This window comes from Pseudomonas sp. B10 (assembly GCF_900156235.1).
GTDB lineage: Bacteria > Pseudomonadota > Gammaproteobacteria > Pseudomonadales > Pseudomonadaceae > Aquipseudomonas > Aquipseudomonas siliginis.
The window spans coordinates 3,711,698-3,731,229 of record NZ_LT707063.1 but is presented as its reverse complement, the minus strand read 5'-3'; the positions used below and the strand labels follow the sequence as shown (position 1 = coordinate 3,731,229).

The 19,532-nt window shown below is 62.1% G+C and carries 17 protein-coding genes; 3 read left to right on the top strand and 14 right to left on the bottom strand.

Annotated features, from left to right (window positions below; all coding sequences use genetic code 11):
* The first annotated feature begins 95 nt into the window (after nucleotides 1-95).
* Nucleotides 96-1,619, top strand: a complete 1,524-nt coding sequence (locus tag BXA01_RS16935) for an FAD-dependent oxidoreductase (protein ID WP_076564951.1) — start codon at nucleotides 96-98, stop codon at nucleotides 1,617-1,619.
* Between the two features lie 18 nt (nucleotides 1,620-1,637).
* Here BXA01_RS16935 and pgaD read toward each other — a convergent pair whose 3' ends face one another.
* The 11 genes from pgaD to BXA01_RS16880 form a co-directional block, all read right to left on the bottom strand.
* Nucleotides 1,638-2,168, bottom strand: coding sequence for a poly-beta-1,6-N-acetyl-D-glucosamine biosynthesis protein PgaD (pgaD, locus tag BXA01_RS16930; RefSeq protein ID WP_076564948.1), 531 nt, complete (start codon nucleotides 2,166-2,168; stop codon nucleotides 1,638-1,640).
* Entirely contained in the window at nucleotides 2,165-3,520 is a 1,356-nt protein-coding gene (gene pgaC, locus BXA01_RS16925) for a poly-beta-1,6-N-acetyl-D-glucosamine synthase (RefSeq protein WP_076564946.1), read from the bottom strand. Before pgaC ends, pgaD begins: the two co-directional genes overlap by 4 nt.
* A gap of 1 nt (nucleotide 3,521) precedes the next feature.
* Nucleotides 3,522-5,519: a poly-beta-1,6-N-acetyl-D-glucosamine N-deacetylase PgaB gene (pgaB, locus tag BXA01_RS16920; protein WP_076564944.1), complete on the bottom strand. Its 1,998-nt coding sequence runs from the start codon at nucleotides 5,517-5,519 to the stop codon at nucleotides 3,522-3,524.
* A 12-nt stretch (nucleotides 5,520-5,531) separates the two neighbouring features.
* Nucleotides 5,532-8,012: a poly-beta-1,6 N-acetyl-D-glucosamine export porin PgaA gene (gene pgaA / locus BXA01_RS16915; protein WP_076564942.1), complete on the bottom strand. Its 2,481-nt coding sequence runs from the start codon at nucleotides 8,010-8,012 to the stop codon at nucleotides 5,532-5,534.
* A gap of 236 nt (nucleotides 8,013-8,248) precedes the next feature.
* Nucleotides 8,249-9,754, bottom strand: coding sequence for a YdgA family protein (locus BXA01_RS16910; protein WP_076564940.1), 1,506 nt, complete (start codon nucleotides 9,752-9,754; stop codon nucleotides 8,249-8,251).
* 318 nt (nucleotides 9,755-10,072) lie between these two features.
* Complete coding sequence (locus BXA01_RS16905; protein WP_024011125.1) at nucleotides 10,073-10,708, bottom strand: hypothetical protein; 636 nt, start codon at nucleotides 10,706-10,708, stop codon at nucleotides 10,073-10,075.
* A gap of 92 nt (nucleotides 10,709-10,800) precedes the next feature.
* On the bottom strand, nucleotides 10,801-12,243 hold the full coding sequence (locus BXA01_RS16900) for an efflux transporter outer membrane subunit (RefSeq protein ID WP_076564938.1): 1,443 nt from the start codon (nucleotides 12,241-12,243) through the stop codon (nucleotides 10,801-10,803).
* Nucleotides 12,240-13,127 carry an efflux RND transporter periplasmic adaptor subunit gene (locus BXA01_RS16895; RefSeq protein WP_076564936.1) on the bottom strand — a complete coding sequence of 296 codons (888 nt, stop codon included), beginning with the start codon at nucleotides 13,125-13,127 and terminating at the stop codon, nucleotides 12,240-12,242. The genes BXA01_RS16900 and BXA01_RS16895 overlap by 4 nt, the downstream gene beginning before the upstream one ends.
* Nucleotides 13,124-13,333: a DUF1656 domain-containing protein gene (locus BXA01_RS16890; protein ID WP_016772264.1), complete on the bottom strand. Its 210-nt coding sequence runs from the start codon at nucleotides 13,331-13,333 to the stop codon at nucleotides 13,124-13,126. The genes BXA01_RS16895 and BXA01_RS16890 overlap by 4 nt, the downstream gene beginning before the upstream one ends.
* Nucleotides 13,330-15,393 (bottom strand): FUSC family protein, encoded by a 2,064-nt coding sequence (locus BXA01_RS16885; RefSeq protein ID WP_076564933.1) that lies wholly within the window; start codon nucleotides 15,391-15,393, stop codon nucleotides 13,330-13,332. The genes BXA01_RS16890 and BXA01_RS16885 overlap by 4 nt, the downstream gene beginning before the upstream one ends.
* Nucleotides 15,390-15,818: a MarR family winged helix-turn-helix transcriptional regulator gene (locus BXA01_RS16880; protein WP_016772266.1), complete on the bottom strand. Its 429-nt coding sequence runs from the start codon at nucleotides 15,816-15,818 to the stop codon at nucleotides 15,390-15,392. The genes BXA01_RS16885 and BXA01_RS16880 overlap by 4 nt, the downstream gene beginning before the upstream one ends.
* Nucleotides 15,819-16,013: 195 nt before the next feature.
* Between BXA01_RS16880 and BXA01_RS16875 the strand changes: the two genes are divergently transcribed.
* Together BXA01_RS16875 and BXA01_RS16870 are read left to right on the top strand one after the other, a co-directional pair.
* Nucleotides 16,014-16,292 (top strand): hypothetical protein, encoded by a 279-nt coding sequence (locus BXA01_RS16875; RefSeq protein ID WP_016772267.1) that lies wholly within the window; start codon nucleotides 16,014-16,016, stop codon nucleotides 16,290-16,292.
* On the top strand, nucleotides 16,289-16,570 hold the full coding sequence (locus BXA01_RS16870; protein WP_076564931.1) for a type II toxin-antitoxin system RelE/ParE family toxin: 282 nt from the start codon (nucleotides 16,289-16,291) through the stop codon (nucleotides 16,568-16,570). The genes BXA01_RS16875 and BXA01_RS16870 overlap by 4 nt, the downstream gene beginning before the upstream one ends.
* Here BXA01_RS16870 and BXA01_RS16865 read toward each other — a convergent pair.
* From BXA01_RS16865 to BXA01_RS16855, 3 genes are all read right to left on the bottom strand, one after another.
* Complete coding sequence (locus BXA01_RS16865) at nucleotides 16,558-16,812, bottom strand: DUF2789 domain-containing protein (RefSeq protein WP_076564929.1); 255 nt, start codon at nucleotides 16,810-16,812, stop codon at nucleotides 16,558-16,560. The genes BXA01_RS16870 and BXA01_RS16865 overlap by 13 nt on opposite strands.
* 78 nt (nucleotides 16,813-16,890) lie before the next feature.
* On the bottom strand, nucleotides 16,891-18,459 hold the full coding sequence (locus BXA01_RS16860) for an efflux transporter outer membrane subunit (protein WP_172834010.1): 1,569 nt from the start codon (nucleotides 18,457-18,459) through the stop codon (nucleotides 16,891-16,893).
* Nucleotides 18,456-19,523, bottom strand: a complete 1,068-nt coding sequence (locus BXA01_RS16855) for an HlyD family secretion protein (RefSeq protein ID WP_076564925.1) — start codon at nucleotides 19,521-19,523, stop codon at nucleotides 18,456-18,458. Before BXA01_RS16855 ends, BXA01_RS16860 begins: the two co-directional genes overlap by 4 nt.
* Nucleotides 19,524-19,532: the final 9 nt, after the last annotated feature.

The following is a 19,532-nucleotide window of genomic DNA, read 5'->3' as shown; positions in this document are numbered from 1 at the left end:
TATAGCTGTACCGTTCGTGCCTTGGCAGTAGCAAATGGCTGAACCTCGCGCAGCGCCGCCAACTCACAAGAGAAATGCCTGCGAGGAAGCCGAAAATGTCCCTGCACCGTGTCGCCCGTTTCGCCGATGTCCCGCAAGACCGTGGCCTGCAAGTCGAAATCGGCGACTGCAAGATCGTCCTGCTGCGTGCCAACGGCGAGATGCGGGCGTTTCAGGGCCTGTGTCCACACGCCGGAGCGCCGTTGGCCGAGGGGGCCTTGTGTCACGGCAGGTTGATCTGCCCCTGGCACAAAGCCGCGTACCGTGCCGAGGACGGCGGCCTGTGCGAGCCGCCATCGCTGGACAGTCTCAAGCGCTATCCGCTGGAGTTGCGCGGCGATGAAGTGTGGGTCGATGACCAGTCGTTGCCCGATCCGCACACCCCGCCCGCTGACGACCCAAGAACGTTCGTGGTGGTCGGCGCCGGGGCGGCGGGTACGGCTTGCGCGGCGGCCCTGCGGGAGAAGGGTTTTGGCGGGCGCATCGTGCTGGTCGATGGCGAACCGGGTGCCGGATACGACCGCACGGTGTTGAGCAAATTTGTCCTCGCGGGGGAGATGTCGTCGAAAGAAGTCCCGCCGCTGCGCGATGAGGCGTTCTATCAAGCGCAACGCATTGAACGTGTGCAAGGCGAAGTGACTTCACTCGACGCCCCAGGCAAAACGCTGCATCTGAATAACGGCGGCATCCTGCGCTACGACGCCGCTGTACTCGCCACCGGTGGCGCGCCCAATCCATTGCAGTTGCCTGGTGCCGAGTTGGCCAACGTCTTCGTCCTGCGTTCGAAAACTCAGGCTGAACAGATCATCAACGCCGCTCAACCGGGCCAGCGCGCGGTGATCATCGGCGACAGTTTCATCGCCCTCGAATGCGCGTCGGCCCTGCGCGAGTACGGCCTCGACGTTACCGTGCTGGCACGCCATGCAATCCCGTTTGCCAAGCAATTCGGCGAGGCCGTGGGCAAGGCGATTCGCGCCCTGCACGAAGAGCACGGGGTGAAGTTCATCAGCGAACACGAGGCTACGGAGATCTTTGGCGAGGACAAGGTCGAGGGCGTGCTGCTCGACAACGGTCTGCGCCTGGCGGCGGATCTGATTCTCGCCGGCGTCGGCGTTCACCCGGCCTCCGAGCCTTTCGACTCATTGCCCAGGGAAGAAGACCAATCGTTGCGTGTCGACGGCGGCATGCGCGTGAGCGATGGTTTATGGGCGATCGGCGATATCGCCACGTTTCCGCTGAGCGGCCAGCCAACTCGCATCGAGCATTGGCGCCTGGCCCAGCAACACGCGCGCATCGCTGCGGCCAACATGCTGGGTGGCGAGGAGCATTATCTGGATGTGCCGTTTTTCTGGACGTACCACTTCGGCAAGAACTACGACTATCTCGGTCACGCGCAGGAATGGGACGAGGTCGAGTTCAACGGCGAGCCGGAAAAGCCGCCGTTCATTGGCCTGTTTGCAAAAGACGGCATCGTCGTTGCGGCGGTGGCCTGCGACAAGCAACGCGCAATGGCGCTGCTGGCTGAGCGAATGAAGCAACCTTTGCGGATGAAAGAGGCCTGGACGCTGATTCAGGCCTGACACCGATGCTGTACGAGGTCAGGTCAGGCGTTTCACCGGCTCACGATTATTGTCTTCTTCGGCATGCAGAAAGATCACCCGTGGATGCTCCAAAGGTGCCAGCGGCGCCGGTAGTGCTTGCTGCTGAAGCGGCCAGAAGTGCGTTTCGACATGGCTGATGTCGCCGTCCTGATCGTTGTGAATGGTCATCACCCCCGGCGTGCGCAGTTTCTGGAAACGCTCGTCGCACAGCTTGAAACTCTTGCTCAGACCTTCATCGCCAATCACCGGTGACGGCAAACGGCGCTGGGCGAAGCTGCGGCTTTTGCGTTGCTGATAACGCGCCCAGCCGATCAGGATCACCGCGTTGACCAGCGCCACCCACATGTAAACCTGCAAAGTGCCCAAGGCGTCGAATGCCGAATGATCGATGCGCGGGCCGCCGGTGGTTTCGATCAATGGCCATAACCCGCGTACCAGCAGGAACAGCAGGCCAACCCAGGCCAGGACGGTGAGGATCACGTCGATCACCACCAGAAAGGGCCGTTGGCGAGTGCGGATAATTTTCATTTGATGACTTCCTCCTGGTCGTCGCCCAGCGGTTTGATACACCGATCAGGACTGACCCAGCGCGCGCGTTTTTTGTGTTGGCTGAACAACACCTTTGGGAAACTGACCAGGGTGGTCAGCAGACTGACGAGCCAGAACACCAGCGGATACCAGACCACCCAGAACATGGTCTTGCCCAGACCCGGTTCATAGCGCCGATCGATGATAATGCTGACAGCGAACTGCACCAGGCAGACGAACGCCAGCAACAGGCCGGTGAAGGCCGGCGGCATCAGGTGATCGACAGCGATCGCGTCGGGCATGACCATGAACTTGCCCATGCCCCAGAAAATCACCGACAGCAGGAAAGTGAAGGCCCAACCGGTGGACAGGCAGTATTCAAACAGCAGCGGCCACAGGTAGCGATGGCGGTACTGCCAGATGCCGCGAATGTTCTTGAACAGCACTTCGGCGCCGCCCTGAGCCCAGCGCAGACGCTGCTTCCACAGGCCGCCGAGGGTTTCCGGCATGAGAATCCAGCACAGCGCACGCGGTTCGTAGAAGATGCTCCAGTGATCCAGTTGCAGCTTCCAGCTGATGTCGATGTCTTCGGTGATCATGTCCGGGCTCCAGTAGCCGACCCGGTTCAGCGCAGTCCGACGGAACGCGACGATCACGCCGGAGACGGTGAAGATGCGCCCGAACACCCGTTGCGTACGTTTGATCAGCCCGATGATCGAGGAGAACTCGCCGACCTGCACCCGCCCGATCAAGGTCGAACGCGTGCGGATCCGCGGGTTGCCGGTCACTGCGCCAAGACGTGCGTTATCCAGCATCGGCGCGACCAGATAAGCCGCAGTGTTCGGCGCCAGCAAGGCGTCGCCATCGATGCACACCAGATACTCGCTGCGCGCAGCGATCGCGCCCATGCGCAGGGCCACAGCCTTGCCCTGGTTTTCCGCCAGATGCAGAACCCGCAGTCGCGGATCTTCCTTGGCCAGCGCATCAAGCACAGCAGCAGTGTTGTCCTTGGAGCCGTCGTTGATCGCGATGACTTCGATGTTCGGGTAGTGCTGGGCCAGCGCCGCGTGAATGGTATCGGCAGCGTTATCGCCTTCGTTGTAGCAAGGAATCAGGATCGAAATCAGCGGCTCGCCTTCCAGCGGTGGCGGCAGCGTGTCGTCCTGCCATGGCCAGTGGCGCTCCCAGTGCAGCCAGAAATACAGGCCGCCGGCGATCCACAACCCGGACATGAACAGCGGGTAGAAGAACACGAACGACATCAGGAACTGGCCGGTCACCAGGAAGATCAGCCCCAGCGGAACGCCAAGGACAATCGCCAGAACAAGCAGGGCTAACAGTCTATCCAGCATGTTATGGATTCCATTTGTTGGAGAGTGCAGGCCTTACGGTTTTCAGGTCTGGCAGGTTGTCGAGGAAGTTGTCCGGGTAGTAACCGAAACTGGTCGCGCCCTGGCGCTTGAGCCGGCCCATCCAGTCCGCCAGATGCACGGCGTCGATATCGGCCTGATCCTTCTGGTTCCAGTCACGCGCCTGCAATTCGAACACGGTGCGGTTGAGCGCGCCGGGACGTTTCTTCACCGTGGCGACCAGTTCTTCCAGCCACGGGCCGGACTCGGCCAGCGTCTGTTTTTCCATCAACGGCATGGCCATCGGCGCCGTCCAGTCGTAGGTGGCGAGGAAGTCATCGAGGTTCTGTGCGAACCACGCTTCGCTCTCTGGATTGAGCATCGGTTCGGCGAAGATGTTGCGCGCGGTCAGCACTTGCGGGCCGCGAATCGCACGGACCTTGGCGGTCAGTTCGTTGGTGAAGTCGATCAGGTAGCGGCTCTTGAAACGCGTCCAGCGTTGCATCGCCGCTGGATCGTCGCGCAGCGCGGCAATCGAACCCGGCAGACCTTGAGCGGCATAGGCCTTCAAGGCATCCGGGCTGGCGTCTTCGAAATCCGAGAGCACCGCATCGTCGTGGTAGAGAATGCCGTCGACCGAGGTCAGCCGCGCCACGTCTTCATAGATTTCACCGATGATCTTGCGCACTTCGGGATTGAACGGTGACAGGCGTTTGTACTGCTTCGGGTCGACCGAGGTGATGGCGGTTTTCGGGTCCCAGCGGGTTACACGCGGCAGCTTCGAATCCAGTTCGAAACTCAGCACCGGCATCCATGCAAAAACTTTCACATGGGCACGGGTGCGCAGTTGCCAGGCGACGCGGTCGAACAGGTCGGCGCGCATCGGCAAGTGACGGTTGGGGAAGTACAGCGAATGCACCAGACCATCGCCCTTGGGATCGGCGAAGGCTTGCAGGAACACCGTGCTGGCGCCCAGGTCAGCCATGCGCTGCACCAGTTTGCCTAGGTTGATGTCCTGCTGCGCCGGGTCCGGGTCGTAGACGTTGTCGAGATCGACATGCACCACGCGCATCGGCGCTTCGGCCTGCACCGAGACGATGCTGTTGGCGAAATGCTCGCCGTCAGGATCGGACGCGACGAGAAAGCGCGGCCCGCTCATCAGGTTATCGAGGGTGTCGAGGCCATCGTCCAGCGTCAGGGCCATTTCATAGCCCTCCTCACCGACCACCGTCAGCGAGGTACCGTCGGCGGTGCCGTACGGCCAGACCCAGACCCGTGGTTTGTAACCGGTGGCCTTGCGGATTTTCTCGGAAATGTTCTTCACGTCGGTACGAATGCGTGCCTGGAAATCGGCTTCGGATTCATAGCGCTTGGTCACCGGGTCATAACGCCGGGTCGCGGCGGCCGGTTGCAGGTTGCCCTGCGGGTTGCCAAGGATGCCTTTGTGGTTGGCATCGGTGTGAGCGGCGATCTCTACCAACCCGGACTTGGAAATTTCGCGGATCTGCTGCCAGGTCAGGAAGTTCTCACGGTTACGCGGCGTGCCGGCGAAATCCACCGGTTGATTGAGCGGCGTGTCGATCCAGGTGCCGACCGGCGCCAGCAAGGCGTGCCAGTTGTAGGCGCGCAGAACTGGCAGCACCCGGGTATAGAAGCTGGCGTAACCGTCGTCGAAACTGAGCAACACCGCTCTCGCCGGCAGCTCGGGGCCGCCCTTGCGTGCGGCCATGATCTGGTCGACGGTCACCGGTTTGTAGCCGTTCTCGCGCAGCCAGGCGAGTTGCTCGATCATGCGCTCGGTGCGCACCGCCACCACGGCCTGATCGGGATCACGGTCTTCGACATCGTGGTAGGCGATGCCAAGCACATGGTTTTTTGGCCACGGTTGTTCACTGGCCGCGACCGGGCGCTCGGAGGGCGGCGCGAAGGCCGGGGCTTGCTGGGCGCAGGCGCTGATCAGCAGCGCTCCCAGCAGAAGGATGAAACGCGAGATAAAAGGCATCTTCAAACTCTTCTAGAAGCGGAAAGTGAGGTCGACGAGCAGACGCAGATCAGTTTCCCGATCACCGTCGTAAGGCCGGTTGATCACACTGAACATGCCGCCCACATCGAACACGTCGTTCCAGGCGTACCGTTGGCCATAACCGAGCAATGCCATGCCGCCAGTGCCATGGTCGCGCTGGCTGTAGGTGCCCGCGCCGGCCTGGAATTGCTGGCTCCAGGAAGTCTCGTAGCGGTGGTAGAGCACGTGGTTGACGTTGACCAGCGGCATCACGCTGAAGTCCGACTTGGGGTTGAAGTACGGCACGTCGTCGGATTTCGAGTTGTGGCTGGTGCCGACTTCCAGGCCGGCGTCGACCTGAATGTTCGGCGCGGTGTAGATGCCCTCGCGCCCGGTCACCAAGGCTTCGACGCGGTTGTTGCCATCGCTGAAGTGCGACGGGCTGACCGACACGCGCCACTCGCGGCTTTCGTTGGCGCGCCAGCGCAGGAACGCACTGCCGCCGTTGGCCTTGATATCGCTGTTGAGCGCGCGCAGCGGGGTTTCCGCCGAGAGGTATTCGAGGCTGCCGCCGTATTGCCAGTGATCATTGATGTCGCGGGCAATCGCCAGGCGCGCGCCCTGTTTGTCACCGAAGCCGTAATCGTGATTCGACACCTCGGCTTCGAGGGTCATGTCACGGGTACGCCGTTCCAGGCCGACACGCTGGAAGCGGTGGTGGCCGGTGCCTTCGGCGAAATCACCAGTGGCATAACCGGCGCCGGCAAACACCCGCCAGTCTTCGTTGATCGGCGGGCTGTACAGCGTGCTTTGAATACCGAAATCGCGGCTGCCGCTGACCGCACCGGCATCGCCACTGCCGCCACCGTTGGCCTTGCCGCCGTAGGCTTCGACGCGCAGTTCGGCCATGTCATGCACTTCCCGTTCGCGAGCCAGGCGCTGCACCTGGCGGTTGTCCGGATAGCGCGCGACCACGTCGTCGACCAGCGCATCGTTCTGCCGCCACTCCTGCAACTCCATCGCGGTGCGCGCCTGGGCGACCTCAAGGCCGGCATCGCGCGGGGCCATGCTCTCGGTTTCCTTGAGCTGATTTTCCGCGCGGCGCGGCCACTGGCGGGCGAGGTAAAGATCGGCCTGGGCCAGACGCAAGCCAAGGTTGCCCGGCGCCTGATCGACCAGAGTCTGCAAACGCTCTTCACCGTGAGGCAGGTCGGAACCATAGGTGCCGGCCTGGGCGGCGAGTTGTTGGGCGTCCATCCATTCATCGTTGGGGTTGCCGATGGGCAGACCTTTGAGCTCGACGCGCGGACGCTGGGCTTTCGCTGCGTCTTCGGCGACCTTGCGTGCTTCATCGGCGCGGTCACTTTCCAGCAGCGAGTAGTACAGCGCAGTGCTGTCCTCGAGACGATCACCGACATCGGCGTCCGGCGCCGAAAGCACCTGGCGATACAGATCGGTGGCAATCTCGGGCTCACGCTGATCGAGATAAGACGCTGCCACCCAGCGCAGGGCATAGGTCGGAATTTCCACGCCCTCGGCTTGCAGCTTTTGATATTCGCTGATGACGTCGGCGGTGCGCGCCCGCGCCTTGAGCGCGCCCATGCGGTCGATGCGCCAGCGCGTCACGTCGTCGTGAGCAGTGGCGTCAGGCGTCCAGGACGCGAGCAATTTGTCGTAATCGGCCAGCGCGCGGTCGGCGATGACGTAGCGTTCCTTTTCGCTGCGGGTGGCCAGTTCAGCGAGGCGCACGCGTTCTGCGGCGAGATCGCCTTCGAGACGGCGCAAGGTCACCGGATCAATCAGGCCGGGACGTTGACTGGCCAACCGCAGCGCCGGTTCTGGCAGGCGGGCCTTTTGCAGGGCCACCACGTACTCGCGGGCCACCTCCGGCTTGTTGCCGGCGCGGATGAAGGCCTGATCGTATTCGAAGAGTGCGTCGTACTGTTTGCCGGCTCGACCGAGTGCGTAGCCCAAGGCGAGGCGGCGGGAAGGATCATCGGGTTTGGCGGCAACCAGCGCCTGCGCGCGGGTGACGGCCTGATCGGGCTTGCCGGAATCGGCCTGAGTCAGCGCGAGACCCAGTTGCAGGTCGGCGTTGTCCGGCTCCAGCGCCAGCGCCTTGTTGTAGACCTGGGTGGCCTGATCCCAACGCTTGAGGTTGCGATAGGCACGCGCGACGGCGGTCAGTGCCTGCACCGGCAGGACGCGGTCGCGACCTTGGGTTTCATAGACCTTGACCACTTCGGCATCGAGCCCGGCCCAACTGGCGATTTGCAGGTGATCGCTGACCTGGCCGTCGCTGGCCTGGCCCGGCGGCACCTGACGCAAAACCGTCAGCGCAGGCGTGTAATGCCCGGCGCGGGCATCGCGCACCATCTCGTCGTAGGGTGTGTCGGCCAACGCCAGCACTGGCCAGAGCAACTGGCTGCACAGGGCGAATCGGAACAAAGGGCGCAAACCACGATGTAATACAGGGCCATCAATACGCGGCATTTGTCAGCATCCTTACATGGCCAGCCGGGTCGCAATGCCCTCCTTGCCCATTCGTAACGGTGGCCGACAATGACAGCCTTCGGCCAAGCTTGGTGAGGCAGTCTGCACGCAAGCGTAGTCGAGTTTTCACAACGCAATAATTGTTCAGAATCGGCCCATCTGTACAAAACCCGTACAGCAAAACGCCCGGCGCCTGTTTACACAGGGGCCGGGCGTCTGGAGGGCGCGCGGTGGGCTTATTGCTCTTGGGTGACGCCGGCAAACTTGCTCATGAGGAAGCCGATGAACTGCTCGACGGTCATCTTCTGGCCGTTGAATTCGACCTGATTGGCCGCGTAATGCAGTTTGGTCACCACGTTGGTGCCGTCGGCGACAGCCAGTTGCGAGCCGACCGCCATGCCGGCGAACATGTCCGCCGCTTCCTTGGACTGATCGACGATGGCTTTGGCGTCAGTCTGGCCATCGAGTTGCGCCTGCACGCTGAGCAGATCGACGAGCATCGGCTTGGACACCTGAATGTTCAGGTCGAGCAGCGCGATCAGTTGCTTGCCGAGTTGATCCGGCGGCAGGTCCATCGATTGCGGCTTGGTCAGGTCGATCACCAGATTGGCGCGGCTTTCACCGTTGGCGGTGTTGAACGACAGATTCTCCAGCGCCAGTTGCGGACCGGCCGCCAGCAACTTCTGCAGATCGGCTTTGACCTGGGCGTTTTCCGCTTCGGTCAGATTCAGCTCCGGTGCCGGCAACCCCTGCGCAGCGGCCTCGGCGGCAGCTTTTTCGTACGGCTGCAATTTGGTCTGGTAGATCTGCATCAGCGACATGGTCGACGGAATGTCGAGGTTCTTCAGGCTCATGGCCATGGCCGCCGAACCGACTTTCTTGTCGTTGAGCGTCACTTCGCCGATTTTGTAGTCGGCACGCCCCGAGGCGTTGCTGCCGCTTTCTTCGGTGCGGTTCTTCATTTCGAAGTTCTTCACGCCCAGCACCATCGGCTTGGCGCCGAAGGTGGTTTTGCTGCTGGTGACTTCCAGGGTGTTTTCCCCGGTGTAGTAGCCGTAGCTGCTCTTGGCGAGGTTGCTGGCCAGGGTCAGACCGTTGAGCTCGACCTGCACCGGCGCCTGGTCTTCCGACACGGTGACCAGTTTCAGGTTGTCCATGTAGCCGTCGGCCTTGACTTTCTGCGCTTGGGCGCTGGCGGCGATGTCCATGCTCAGACCGGAAAACTTCAGACTCGACTGCTCATCCAGCGCAGTTTCGAACGGCACCAGATTCAGAGTGCTGGTGGTCGATTCGTCGTAGCCGATGTTGGTCACGCCCTTGAGCGGCGCGGCGCCGTTGGTGGCGGCGAACCATTTTTCCGTGGACGGGCTCTTTTCCAGCTCGTAGTTGCTGGTGGCCATGACCGGCAGCCACTTCAGCGAAACCAGACGCGAGAACGGCAGCGGGCCATGTTCGATGTGGTCGACGAACAGCAGCTCGACCGGCGCATCGCCGAACATCTCGCCCTCGCCCTTGAGGCGATAGTGCGCGGTGCTGGTGAAGGTGTGGCGTTCCAGCGATACCAGTTCCAGCGACGCGGTGCCGTTGGAGCCGGCCATGGCGGTCTGCAACTCTTTGTTGGCGTTGCTGACGGCGTTGTTCAGTACGCCTTCGATCTTGTTCCCGGTGTACCAGGCCCCGCCTGCGCTGATCGCGCCGATGGCAACAACAATTCCGAGAAGCACGCCTGCTGATTTATTCATGAATGACCTGATCGGTTTCCGTGGCTGTGGATGAAGTCGTCTTCCTTGAACCCGGGATCGGGTCGCGGCTCGACTGTGCGCAATTAAGCGGTGGAGATTAGCACCGGGCGCGGAAGACGGCCCAATGTTTAAAGGTTAAAGAGTGTCTATGGGGGGAATGGACCGCTGACAGGGTTGAAGAGTTTCCGTGTCAGGAAAGACGCTATCGCTGGCAAGCCAGCTCCCACAGGTTTTGGGTTATGCATCAAATTTGCATTTAACCAACAACCTTGTGGGAGCTGGCTTGCCAGCGATTGGGATATTGGATTCATTCGAGAATCAGGAATACTGGACTTCAATTTCATCCAACTGATGATCAAAGCTCTTCAGCCGCGCGGTCCAGGTATACACCAGCACTTCAAAGTCGCGATCGATCACCGCCCCGCCGGTGGTATCCGCTCGCACATCGCAGAAATCCAGCTGATAGCGTTCACGAGCCATGGCCGTGGCGACGTCGGACAGCTCGCGGGCGTTGTTCAGCCAGTGCCAGCCGTCATCGGCGATCTGCTTGTCGAGTTCCAGGCATTGCTTCTTCAGCGCTTCGAGGCTTTTTTCCAGAGGCGTGCCGGTGAGCTCGCCCATGACTTCGGCGAAGGTTCGCCCGGGCTGCCAGTAACTGCCCCAGAAGTAGCGGTCGAACACGGTTTCGACCCGGCGCAGGGCGACTTTGGTGTCCCAGATCAGCACGAGCATCTTGCCTCGTTCGAGCTGGCGCTTCTTGACCCGTTGCAGCTGAATCGAGGTCCACGCCACGACCACGATCGCCATCACCGCGATCAGTGCAACGGCGCTGTCGAGGAAGATCATCGCCGTATCGATCTGGTGGGCCAGCATGATCCCGTAGAAATACGTGGCCGAGAGCAGCACCAGTGCGACCAGAGCGCACCAGAAGCCGAGAGCGTAAGGGTTTTTCATTATTGTTTCCCCTGGGCCAGCACGAGCAATGTGCATTGCAGGAACGCTTGGCATGGGGCGCCCCTCCAACACTTCAAAGCATAGCAACGGCCTCAGGGTTTGCTGGCGCTCGAGGTGTTCGTTCGTCCGCTTTCCCAGCCACCGCCCAGGGCGAGGAACAAATCGATCTGGCTCATCGCGACCTGGGTGTTGGCGGCGGCCAGTTGCGCGGTGACATCGGTGTAGGTGCGGGTTGCTTGCAGGTCGGCAAGGAACGACTCACGGCCGGCCTGGAAGAAGCGGTGCGTCTGCTCGGCGGCGAGCTTGGCCGACTGCTCGGCTTCGGCCAGCGCATCGCGGCGTTGCAGCAGCGCGCTGTACTGGGCCAGACCGGTCTGCGTTTCGCGGATCGCGTTGAGCACCACGCCGTCGAAATGCGCCAGCGCGCCTTGAGTGTTGGCCTCGGCTTCACGAATGCGCGCACGGGCGCCGTTGGTCGGTACTTTCCAGCTCAGCGACGGGCCAAAGCCCCAGCGGTTGGTCGACGGGTCGCCAAGGTCATCAATGATGCCGACGGTGCCGATGGTCGCGCCGATGCTGATGTCCGGGTACAGCTCGCCGGTGGCGATGCCGATGCCGGCGGTTGCCGCTGCAAGACGCCGCTCGGCCTGACGAATATCCGGGCGGCGCTTGAGCAGCGCAGCGCCGTCACCGACCGGCACCAGTTGCGCGATCTTCGGCAACTCGGCGCAACTGGCGGTACCTGCCGGCAACTGTTCGACCGGTTTGGCCAGCAGCATCGACAGACGGAACAGCCCGGCCTGACGCGCTGCTTCATAGCGCGGCAAGTCGGCGCGCAGGGATTTGAATTGGGTCTGCGAACGGGTGACCTGAGTCTCGTCACCACGCCCGGCGTCACGCAGACGCTGGATCAGCGTGGTGCTCTGCGATTGCAGATCGAGAGAGTGCTCGGCGATTTCCCGCTCTTCGTTGGCTGCGCAGACCTGGGTGTAAGCACGAACCACGTCTGCCACCAAGGTGATACGCGCAGTGTCGGCTGCGGCCTGAGTCGCATCGGCATTGGCTTTGGCCGCTTCGATGCCGCGCTGCAAGGTGCCCCACAGGTCGAACTGGTACGAAGCGCTGATGCCGATATCGGCAATGTTGGCCACCGGGACTTTCTCCGGCAGCAGGAACGCCTGACCGGATTCCTGCAAACGTTGCGCGCCCATTTTCACCCCGCCGCTCCAGCCGCCAGCGGCCTCGGCTTCATCCACCTGAGCGCGCGCCCGCGACAGGTTCGCCGCCGCTACACGCAAATCGGTATTGGAAGCCATGGCCTGCTGCACCAGTTGATCGAGGCGCGGGTCTTTATACAGCCGCCACCAGTCCGCCGGCACCGGCGCCGAGATTACCGGTTTGCCGGCGACTGCCAGCTCGCCCTGAATATCCTTGCGCTGCACCGCCGCGTCGGTGGGCAGCTGATAATCCGGGCCGACCATCTGACAGGCCGAGAGCATCACGCCCAACCCGGCGATCAACCAGGCCCTGCTCATGGCTGCGGCTCCTCATGCTGATCGTCGATGATCGACACAGTGGCGGTACGCCCGGCGATCATGCGGAAGTCGGCCGGCACCTCATCAAAAGCGATGCGCACCGGAATCCGCTGCGCCAGACGTACCCAGCTGAACGCCGGGTTGACGTTGGGCAGCAGGTTGCTGCCGCTGGTGCGGTCGCGGTCTTCGATGCCGGCGACGATGCTCTCGACATGCCCGCGCAACCTGGCGCGGTCACCGATCACGCGAATATCCACCGATTGCCCGACATGGATGCCGTCGAGTTTGGTTTCTTCAAAATAGCCGTCGATGTGAAAGGAGTTGCTGTCGACCACCGACAACACCGGGCGCCCGGCGGTGACGAATTCCTGCGGACGCGGCGCGCGGTCGTTGACGTAACCGTCGACCGGGCTGCGGATCACCGAGCGATCGAGGTTGAGCTGCGCACTGTCGACCGCCACCAACGCCTCGGCCAATGCCGACTGTGCACGGGCGACGCGCGACTGGCTTTCTTCCAGCTGTTCGGCCGGCACCAGATTGCCGAGGCCACGGTTACGCTTGGCTTCACGCTGGGCCTGGGCGAGGGTTTCCTGGCGATCGGCAACGGCGGCCTTGGCCTGGCGCAGGGCCAGTTTGAAGCGATCCTGGTCGATGCTGAACAGTACCTGGCCACGCTTGATCAACTGGTTGTCCTTTACCTCGACCTGCTGGATCAGCCCGGAAACGTCAGGGGCGATCTGGATGATGTCGGCGCGAATGTGGCCGTCGCGCGTCCACGGCGCGAACATGTAATACATCACCATGCGCCAGACGAGGACAACGGCAAAAGTCACGATCAGCAGGGTCAGGACCACGCGACCGATGGTCAGAAACGGTTTCTTCATGTCATCAGGTATCGACTGAGTGAGTCCACGCCGTACAGCAGCACGGCGTAGAGCGCCACGTTGAACAATGCCCGGTGCCAGACCAGACGGTAAAAGTGCAGGCGTTGCAGCACGCCATGGACCAACAAAAACAGCACGTAAGTGATGCCCATCAGCACCAGCAGGGTCGGCAGGAAGATGCCGCTGATATCCAGATCACCGATCATAGGGGCGCTCCATCGGGCAGCGGTTCTTCGGGCTCGGCGCTGGAGACGAACTCGACGCCGGGCAGCAAGGCCAGACGCAGACCGCTCAAGGCGTGCAACAGGTGTCGACGGGTTTCATCGTCGCCCTGGCCGTTCAGCGCACGGCGGGTACGATCGAGTGTCATCAGCAGACCGCTCGGTGCCGGCAGGCGTTCGTCGGCTTTGAGGCAGGCGCGAAAATACTCGCCGACCTCGCCCACCACTTGTCGCAGCAGGGCGTTTGGCACGCCGGTGACGCGCGGGGTGTAGGCAAGCAGATCGAGCATGTTCAGACCGACACGCACTTCGCGCATGGCGATGCCGGTGTCCTGACCGGTCAGGGCCAGACGCGGCAGGTGCTGCATCAGCCGATCGAGCAGCTGTACGCCCAAATGCCGATGCTCGGCGAGGCTGGCCGGCTCGGTCATGCTGACAATGTCTTTCCAACTGAACCGGGTCAGACGCTTGGCCGCCAGCTCGGCGCCGAACGGTCGCGCCACCAGCGTCCAGATAAAGGCGAACAACAGCCCCAGCGGCCCGGCGAGGTTGGAGTTGGCAAAGGCGAAAAAGTCCGCGTCGTATGCACCCTGAATACTGATGAACGACGAGGTATTGACCAGCGTCAGCAGCATGCCGAGGTAGAATCGCGGCTGCACGGTCAGCGTGCCGACGCAAATGAACGGCACGGCAAACGCCAGCACCAGCACCGGGAAATCATGCAGGTTGGGCAGAATCAGAAACAGATAAAGGCTGGCGAACAGCACCGACATTCCGGTCCAGAAAAAGAACCGGTAAATCTGCGGCGCCGGGTCGTCCATCGAGGCAAAGAAGCTGCACGCCACCGCTGCCAGGATCACCGCGCTGCCGCCGTCCGGCCAGCCGAGCAGGATCCACAGCACCGAAGCAACGATGATCGCCAGAATGGTCGAGGTCACCGAGTAGAGCATCAGCCCGCGATCGATGAACGGCGTCAACCGGCCCAGGCGCCAATGCCGGTACACCGCGCGCCAGCTGTCCTGGCGCTCGCGCAGAATCGCATCCTGCAGGCTGCGGCAGTCCTGCCACAGATCGATGAATTCACCGAGGCGGTAAATCGCATTGGAGAACAGCAACTGTTTGCGCTCATCCAGCGCTTCGGCGCTTGGTTGCAACGCGTCGAGTTGATCTCTGAGTGCTTGCCAGCGCTCGAGATTGGCGTCCGCGTGGCCCAGCCATTCCCGGGTCGCGGTCAGTAACGGCTGGAATTTTTCCACCAGTTCCGGGGTGCGCCGTTCGAGGGCGTACAGCGAATCCTCAAGGGCATCGATCACCGGCAACAGATGAATCATGCGCCCGCGCAATTCCTTGGTGTTGCGCACGGTTTGTGGCCGCGCGCCTTCGTGGGGCAACTGGCCGATCATCAACTCGAGGCTGTTGAAATTGGCGACCATGGCCATGCGCAGCGCGGTGACTTCTTCCGGCTGCACATCGCGGCTGAGAAACTTCAGGCTGTAGCTCGTCGCATCGGCGAACCACTTGCTCACGGCATCGTTGAACACCGGCGCCAGCCGACGCGGCCAGAACATCGCACCGACCACCGCAGCGACGGCGATGCCAAGGAAAATCTCTTCGGTACGCGCCTCGGCCACGTCCCACACCGCCAGCGGATTATCGACCACCGGCAGCGCAATCAGCGGCAAGGTGTAGCCGGCCAGCATCAGCGCATAGCTGTTGGCGGTGCGCAGATGCAGAGACATGAACAGCAGAATGCCGGTCCACAAAGCAATGACCACCACCAGCACATAGGGGCTCTGCACGAACATCGGCACGAACAGCACCGCCGCCGCCGCGCCCAGGAAAGTGCCCGCCGCGCGGTACAGCGCTTTGGAGCTGGTCGGGCCGAGAAACGGGCTGGAGACGATATACACCGTGGCCATCGCCCAATAAGGACGCGGCATTTGCATGAGCAAGGCGATGTACAGCGCAATCATCGACGCTGCAAAAGTACGCACCCCGTAAAACCAGTCACGGGCCGGCGGCATGCCAGTGAAAAAACCGTTCAAGAATTGACCACCACAGGCGAACTCGCCGCCTCAAAAGCCCTCAGTACCCGAAGCGTAGCTTCCAGATCGCTGCGCTCGATGCCTTCCAGCACCTCATGACGCAAGCGCACCAGCTCGGCCTCCACCGCTTGCACCAGCTCGCGGCCGGTATCGGTCAGGCTCAGGCACTTGGCGCGGCGATCCTGGGCATCTTCGGTGCGACAGACGTAACCGGCGTGGCACAGCTGATCGAGCAAACGCACCAGTGAAGGACTCTCCATCCCCGCAGCCTGGGCGACTTGCACCTGACGCACGCCCTCACCCAAACGCCCGATCATCAACAAGGGCACGGCGCAGGCTTCGGAAATTCCGTAGTTGACCAGCGTGGTCTGGCAGATCTTCCGCCAATGCCGGGCGGCCACCACCATGGCGCTGCTGATGTTCATCTGGAGACTGTCGAGGGAATCGGACACGGGATAACGGACACTGTTAGTTTGCTAACTATCAATATCGCATTGGAGGGGAATTTCAGTCAAGTTTTGAAACAAATCTCTCCGTTAGTCGCCCTATCTGACTCAAAGCTATTTCCTTCGATACTGACAAGGTATATACGTTGTCATCACCAAATTCAGGAGCCCAACATGTCAAAACAAGCCGTTTTCACAATGAAACTGGAGCCGGAACTGCGGGAGGAGTTCATGGCGGAAGCCGAAGCGGCACACCGGCCGGCGTCGCAAATCATGCGAGACATGATGCGTCAGTATGTTCAAACCCAGCGAGAGGCCCGCGAATATGAAGCGTTCCTGCAACGCAAGGTTGAAATCGCTCGGGAATCCGTACGTGCCGGAGACGGATTGAACAACGAAGACGTAGAAGCAGCGTTCGCGGCAAAGCGCAGGCAGGCAGAAGATCACCTATGAAAATCATATGGACGCCAGCCGCCGCACAGGATCGTGCAGACATTTGGGACTACTTGCAGGCCGCCAACCCAAGAGCGGCCATCGAAATGGATCTGCGCTTCAGCGAAGCGGTTCATCACCTTTCCGACAATCCGTTGATTGGCCGTGCCGGCATCATTGCCGGTACGCGTGAGCTGATTCCGCATCCCAGTTACCGTCTTGTCTATCAAACGGAGAGAGATGCCGTCTGGATCATGGCGCTGGTGCATACGGCACGGACTTGGCCTCAGCCGAAGTAATCAGCCCGCCCCTTGCGCAACATCACATTCAACTGATCCACCACCTCCGCCCAGTCCGCATCATCTAGAATCTCCTCGCGCAGAAACTGCGCCTGACTTTCCGTCCAGAAAAACGCGTCAGCCAGATGCAATTCCGGTTTGAGCGGTGAATGGCTGGCGATGAATTGGTCGATGCCGGTCGGGTCGTCGGCGAGGCCGAGTTGTTTGAACAGGGCCGGTAGGCTGTGCTGCGGATTTTCCATGATGCAACTCCTCTGCAATTCAGGTCCGGCGTTGCGCCGTTTGCTGCAATGGAGTTGATCATAGCTGGCGCTGCGGGTTCAGGGTCTGGCGACGTCAGGTGAGCCTGCGTCCAGTTGCGCTGCCGGATAGACCGATTGCCATCCGCCGCCCAACGCCTTGTACAAACCGACCATCGCCAGGGAAACGCCGGTCGAGCTTTCCACCCATTGCTCCTGCGTGGCGAGCAAGGCGCTCTGCACGGTGAGGACGTTGACGAAATCGACCACGCCTTCGACGTATTGCTGTTGCGCGGTGCGCAGGGCGATCTGGTTCTGGCGCACGGCTTCGGCGAGGCTGTCGCGACGGCGCTGGCTGGCGTTGTAGGCGGTCAGTTGATCATCGATTTCATGCCAGGCGCGCAGCACAGTCTGCTGGTAGGCGATGGCCGCTTCCTGCTGTTGGGCTTCGCGCAGTTGCAACATACCGCGCAGGCGTCCGCCGTCGAACAACGGCAAGCTGAATTGCGGGCCGATGGCAAAGGCGCGCGAGCCCCATGAACCGAAATCGCTCAGCTGCATGGCCTGGGAACCGAGGTTGCCGGACAGGGTGATGCGCGGATAGAAATCGCCCTTGGCCACGCCGATGTTGGCGGTGGCGGCGTGCAGACGCGCTTCGGCCTGGCGGATATCGGGGCGGCGTTCGGCCAATTGCGACGGCAGGCCGATGGCGACTTGCAGTGGCGACTGCGGCACTGCCGCGTCTGTGGATAACGCTTGAGCGAGGGCCTGCGGCGGTTCGCCCATCAGCAGACTGATCGCGTTGATCAGTTGCGCCTGACGCTGCTCGAGCGCCGGCAGCCGTGCTTCGATGGCGGCGACTTGCGCGGCAGCTTCGGCGACGTCCAGGTCGGTCGCCACGCCATCGGCCAGCCGCAGCTGCGAGAGTTTCAGGCTGTGGCAAGCGACGTCGAGGTTCTGCTCGGTGACGGCGCGTGTGTTCTGCACGCCGCGCAGCTGAATGTAGTTTTGCGCGGTGTCGGCGAGCACGGTCAGCAGGACACCGCGACGATCATTTTCCGCCACTTCGAGATTGGCATCAGCAGCTTCGGTTTCCCGGCGCACGCGGCCCCAGAAGTCCAGCTCCCATGAGGCCGAGAAACCGGCATCCCACAGGTTGAAAGCCTCGTCGCCGTTATTTCCCGATGGATCGTTCAAGCCTTTGCCACTGTTGCGTTTACGTGCGTAGCTGCCGCTGGCGGTGCTGTTCGGATAACGCTCGGCGGTGATCACCTGGCGCGCGGCGCGGCTTTGTTGCAGGCGGCTGCTGGCCAGTTGCAGGTCGAGGTTGTTGTTCAGCGCGCGCTGGGTGAGTGCGGAAAGTTGCGGGTCGTGGAAGGTTTCCCACCAGCGTTCGTTCAGGGGCTCGCTGACGGCCTGGCTCGGGGCGGATTGGCTCGGTTTGGCCCAGTCGGCAGGCTGCCTGGTTTCGGGTTTCTGAAAGTCCGGGCCGACGGTGCAGGCGGTGAGACTCATCGTGAGCAAGGCACTGAAGGTTAGCTGCTGCCACTGGCGTTTTCGCGAGCAGGCTCGCTCCCACATTCTGCAATGCGTTGCCCCTGTGGGAGCGAGCCTGCTCGCGAAGGCGGCAGCCGATTCAACACCGATCATCGCTGCGTCACCTCGCGCCCGGACGCCTTTGAGCTGGCGGTATCAATACTCGCCTCCACCGACATTCCCACCCGCAACCGCTCAGCCAGTGGTTGGCCCGGTTCCAGCACGATCTTCACCGGAATCCGCTGCACAACCTTGGTGAAGTTGCCCGTCGCGTTGTCCGGTTTCACCGCCGCAAAGGTCACGCCAGTTGCCGGCGCAATGCTCTCGACGCGGCCGGTCAGGGCTTCGCCACCGAGACTATCCACTCGGACTTGCACATCCTGCCCGGGCTGCACGTCGGTCAACTGGGTTTCCTGAAAATTGGCCACCACATAGGCCTGCTGCAACGGCACCACCGCCAACAGCTTGCTGCCCGGCGTGACGTAGGCGCCGACGCGCACCGCACGCTCGCCGATCATGCCGTCCTGCGGCGCGGTGATGCGCGTATAGGACAAGTTGAAACTGGCGATTTCCAGCGCCGCCTGCGCGTGTTTCAGATTGCCTTCGGCGGCGTTGCGCTGGGCGGTGAGAATTTCGACCTGCTTGCGTTCGGCCGCCAGCTTCGCGGTCGCGGTGTCGAGGCGCGCCGAGGCCTGATCGATGCGCGTGCGCGCCTGCTGCGCGTTCTGCACGGTGCCGGCGCCGACACCGGCGAGATGGTTGTAGCGGTTCAGTTCCTGCTGCGCAAAAGCCATTTCCGCTTTGGCCGAGACCACGGTGGCCTGCGCCTGAGCAATCAGCGAAGCCTGCCGCTCGAGAGTCGCGTTGGCGTTCTGCAACTGCGCTCGCGCGACCAGGGTTTGCGCGTCAGCCGCTTCCGCCGCTGCGCGCAAATCACGGTCATCGATCAGCGCCAGCAGTTGCCCGGCCTTGACCTGCTGGTTGTCTTCGACCAGCACCTGCTTGATGAACCCGGCCACGCGCGGCACCACCAGCGTGTAGTCGGCGGAGACGAAGGCGTCGTTGGTGGTTTGCTCGGTGCGTTGGCCGAACAGACCGGGCATCGCCAGGTACACCAGCACGCCCACCGCCAGCGCGGCAGCCACGGCCACCGCGAGTTTTTGCTTGGATTGAGTCATAAAAAACCT